The following is a 4,731-nucleotide window of genomic DNA, read 5'->3' as shown; positions in this document are numbered from 1 at the left end:
GATATTTAGCTTATCATGTCAGCCTATTTGCAACAGTGCCTTATTTTGAATCATCTTGGTTATGAGATTACAGCTTCGACTGGTCGACCTCAAGAGTCAGAATATTTAACCTATCTAGGGGCGAGTGAAATTATTGATCGTATTGAATTATCTTCCCCAGGAAAGCCATTAAACAAAGAAGTTTGGGCTGGCGTAATTGATACTGTTGGAAGCCATACTTTAGCCAATGCATGTGCTAGTACAAAATATCGTGGTGCAGTTGCTGCGTGTGGTTTGGCAGGCGGAATGGATTTTCCAGCAACAGTTGCTCCATTTATTCTAAGAGGGATTACCTTATATGGAATTGATAGCGTGATGGCACCAATCGAATTAAGAAAAGAAGCATGGGAACGTTTGGCTACAGAATTAGATCAAACAAAATTAGAAACAGTAACGACTGAAATTCAGTTAACAGATGCTTTAAATATTTCAAATGAAATTTTAGATGGAAAAATTCGAGGTAGAGTTGTTGTACAGATATAGTTCAACAAAATGAGTTGTGGGACTGTTCTAAATTTTGTGTAAGTACTTAATTTTCATTTATCCTACTGAGGATAATAAAAAGAGGTACTTCACATGGATGAAGCTACAATCAAAAGTATGGCAGCTGAATTAGCTAAAGGTTTAAAAACTCCTGAAGATTTAAACCAAATGACAGCCATATTTAAAAAGTTCATGATCGAAACCGCTCTGAATACTGAGCTTTCTGAACATTTAGGCTATGAAAAGCATCAACCTAAGAAAGGATCTAATGCACGTAATGGTTTTAGCTCCAAAACAGTTCTAACACAAGATGGGCAGCTTGCTTTAGATATCCCTCGTGATCGTGATGGCTCTTTTGAACCACAGATTATTAAGAAGCATCAAACACGCATTACTAGCATGGATGATCAAATTCTTTCGCTATATGCGAAAGGAATGACAAATAGAGAAATTGTTGCTTTTTTAAAGAAATGTACGATGCCGATGTATCTGCCTCCCTTATTAGTAAGGTGACGGATGCTGTCATTGAACAAGTGACAGAATGGCAAAATAGAACACTCGATAGTCTTTATCCTGTTGTCTATTTAGATTGCATTGTTGTTAAGGTTCGTCAGCATTCAACAGTAATCAATAAATCAGTTTATTTAGCATTAGGCATTAACCTGGATGGCCAAAAAGAACTTCTTGGCATGTGGCTTGCTCAAACAGAAGGTTCCAAATTCTGGCTGTCAGTCATGACAGAGCTTAAAAATCGAGGAGTGCAAGATATTCTTGTAGCCTGCCTTGCGAAGCAGCGCTTCTCAGGACTAAAAGGCTTTCCTGATGCGATAGCCTCTGTCTACCCTCATACTGATATCCAGCTGTGTATCGTACATGTTGTACGCAATAGCCTGAGATTTGTGAGCTGGAAGGACTACAAAGCTGTAACAGCAGGATTGAAGGCGATCTATCAGGCAAGTACAGAGGAAAATGCTTTAAAGCCCCTAGATATCTTCTGCGATCAATGGAATCACCAGTATTCAAAAATTGGAGAATCCTGGCGGGCAAATTGGGAAAATATCCGAACGATCTTTAGCTATCCTGCTGAAATACGTCATGCGATTTATACAACAAATGCAATTGAATCATTGAATAGCGTGATCCGCCATTCAACTAAAAAGAGAAAGATCTTCTCTTCTGATGATTCAGTGAAAAAGGTCATTTATTTAGCAACTTCAAATGCTGCTAAAAAATGGACCATGCCAATTCAAAATTGGCGTTTAGCAATGAATTGGTTTACGATTCAGTTCGATGATCGATTAAAAGATCATTTATAAAAAATGAGACTTACACAAAATAATTTACAGGCTCGTAGAAACATGAAAATACATTCTTTTGGTGAACACAATAACATTACTTTATCTAATAATTGTATTGAAGTTCGAGGTGCACGTGAGCATAACCTTAAGGATGTAGATGTTTCTATCCCAAGAAATGCACTTGTTGTTTTCTCAGGTGTATCGGGTTCAGGAAAATCATCACTTGCTTTTGGAACTATTTTTGCTGAAGCACAAAGAAGATATTTCGAATCTGTTGCACCTTATGCAAGACGCTTAATAGATCAGGCCGGAGTACCAGATGTTGATGCTATTGATGGTCTACCACCAGCAGTAGCATTGCAACAACAACGTGGTGCAAGTAATACCCGTTCTTCTGTTGGAAGTGTAACAACTTTATCAAGTCTCGTGCGAATGATTTATTCGCGTGCTGGTGCATATCCTGCCGATCAGCCAATGTTATATGCCGAGGACTTTTCACCGAACACTCCTCAAGGTGCTTGTCCTACCTGTCATGGTTTAGGTCACATTTATGAAGTTACAGAATCGACAATGGTTCCTGACCCAACACTCAGTATTCGTGAGAGAGCTATCGCATCATGGCCACCTGCTTGGCACGGGCAAAACTTACGCGATATCCTAGTAACCCTAGGGTATGATGTCGATCGACCATGGAAAGATTTACCGCAATCGGATAGAGACTGGATTTTATTTACTGAAGAAACCCCAACAGTTCCTGTCTATGCTGGTTTAAGCCCCGCTGAGACTCAATCTGCACTTAAACGTAAACTAGAACCCAGCTATATGGGCACTTTCACTGGTGCTCGTCGCTATGTCCTTCATACTTTTGCTAATACCCAAAGTACGTTGATGAAAAAACGTGTTTCACGTTTTATGGAAGGAAAAATATGCCCTTCCTGTCATGGTAAACGCCTTAAACCAGAAGCCTTATCTATTACCTTTGCTGGAGTAGATATTGGTGAGTTTATGCAACTTTCTTTGGATAAGTTAACTTGCCTGCTTGAGCCCATTGTTCTTGGCAATTTCGACGCTCATGATGCTGGAGAAAAGACTAATAATAAAGTAACCCAACTTGATAGATCCGAACGAGCAACAACAGGTAGAGCAGTGCATTCTGTATCTCCAGATGTAAGACGTACGTCAGCACTTTCAGATGAAAAGAAAATTGCTGCGCAGCGTTTAGCAAATGGTGTGGTGGGGCGTTTAAATCAATTACGCCAGTTAGGTCTTGGTTATCTAACATTAGATAGAGCCACACCGACTCTTTCAGCGGGAGAGTTACAACGTTTGCGTTTAGCAACACAATTAAGTTCTATGCTATTTGGTGTAGTTTATGTACTGGATGAACCGTCTGCTGGATTACATCCTTCAGATAGTCAGTCATTATATGATTCTCTCGATAAATTAAGAGACGCTGGAAACTCCGTATTTGTTGTAGAGCATGATTTAGAGCTCATGCGTCGTGCTCAATGGTTAGTGGATGTTGGACCAGATGCAGGAGAGCAAGGTGGTAATATTTTATATAGTGGAGTACCTCAGGGTTTAAGTGAGATTTCAGCTTCACGTACTGCAAGTTATTTATTTAATAAAATCCCAGTTACTCAAAGTTATGGACGTACACCCTCTGGTTGGCTTGAACTTAACAATATTTACCGACATAACCTGCATAATATTGATGCTCGTATACCTCTTGGTGTACTTACAGCAGTTACAGGTATTTCAGGTTCAGGTAAATCTAGTCTCGTTTCTCAAGCTTTACCCGAGTTAGTACTTTCATATTTAGGCAATGAATCTGAAACTGAAAACAATAATGAAAATAATCCTTTAAATGAAGGAATGTTGGTTACCGAGGTTACACAGGGTTCTCTGGCTGGTGATGTGGAGGCTATACAGCGTCTGGTACAGGTTGATCAAAAACCAATTGGCCGTACTCCACGTTCTAATCTGGCAACTTATACGGGTTTATTTGATCATGTTAGAAAGTTATTTGCTGGGACTCCTGAAGCTCGCCAAGCTCATTATGATGCTGGACGTTTTTCGTTTAATGTGGCTAAAGGGCGATGTGAAACTTGTGAAGGTGAAGGCTTTGTCAGTGTAGAATTATTGTTTATGCCAAGTGTATATGCCCCTTGTCCGACATGTCATGGTGCTCGATATAATGATGACACTCTGAAAATTCGCTGGAATGGACGTAATATTGCTGAAGTATTAGGAATGACCGTCAATGAAGCACGTGATTTTTTTGATGGAGAGGTCTCGATTGCTCGTTCACTACAATTATTAAAGGAAATTGGCCTTGGTTATTTACGTTTAGGGCAACCAGCGACTGAACTATCTGGTGGAGAAGCGCAACGTATTAAATTGGCGACCGAGCTGCAACGCAATCAGCGTGGAAATACACTGTATATACTTGATGAGCCAACTACAGGTTTGCATCCATCAGATGTAGATCGATTGTTAGTTCAATTGCAGCGATTAGTCGATGCGGGTAATACCGTGGTTATGATTGAGCATGATATGCGTGCCGTTGCACAAGCAGATTGGGTGATTGATGTGGGACCAGGTGCTGGAAATGCTGGTGGGAATATTGTTGTGGCAGGAACACCAAAACAAATAACAGAAAATCAAGATAGTCGTACTGCTCCATATTTAGTTAATGAGTTAGTGAGTCGTGATACTAAACGTTGATATTGCGAGTGGGTAGAATAAAACCTTAAATTAAAAGCCTGTAAAATCAATCAGATATTTTTTTGTTTTAGGTGGTGTGTGAGCATGAAATCTAAAAGTTTTTTTCAACTAAGGGCTTTGTTGCACAAACCTATCTGTAACGGCTTTTTCAGCGATATAATTTTCAAATGAAGAAGCCTACACA

1 protein-coding gene and 2 pseudogenes are annotated in these 4,731 nt (G+C 39.7%); all 3 read left to right on the top strand.

Going from position 1 to position 4,731, the window contains the following annotated elements; translation table 11 throughout:
- Positions 1–39: 39 nt before the first annotated feature.
- Positions 40–522: pseudogene (locus F899_RS15100) on the top strand (zinc-binding dehydrogenase); the annotation flags it as partial.
- Between the two features lie 93 nt (positions 523–615).
- A pseudogene (locus tag F899_RS15090) lies at positions 616–1,838 on the top strand (IS256 family transposase).
- A gap of 42 nt (positions 1,839–1,880) precedes the next feature.
- A complete protein-coding gene (locus tag F899_RS15085) occupies positions 1,881–4,547 on the top strand; it encodes an excinuclease ABC subunit UvrA (RefSeq protein WP_004979617.1) in 2,667 nt (888 codons plus the stop codon).
- Positions 4,548–4,731 lie beyond the last annotated feature (184 nt).

It is taken from the genome of Acinetobacter sp. CIP 101934, from assembly GCF_000369585.1.
In the GTDB taxonomy this organism is placed as follows: Bacteria; Pseudomonadota; Gammaproteobacteria; order Pseudomonadales; family Moraxellaceae; genus Acinetobacter; species Acinetobacter schindleri.
The sequence above is the reverse complement of the archived record's forward strand: the minus strand, read 5'-3'. Positions and strand labels throughout refer to the sequence as shown.

What these genes read in the sequence shown, in the direction of transcription:
- F899_RS15085 (WP_004979617.1), top strand. Translation starts at nt 1,881, where the DNA reads ATGAAAATACATTCTTTTGGTGAACACAATAACATTACTTTATCTAAT.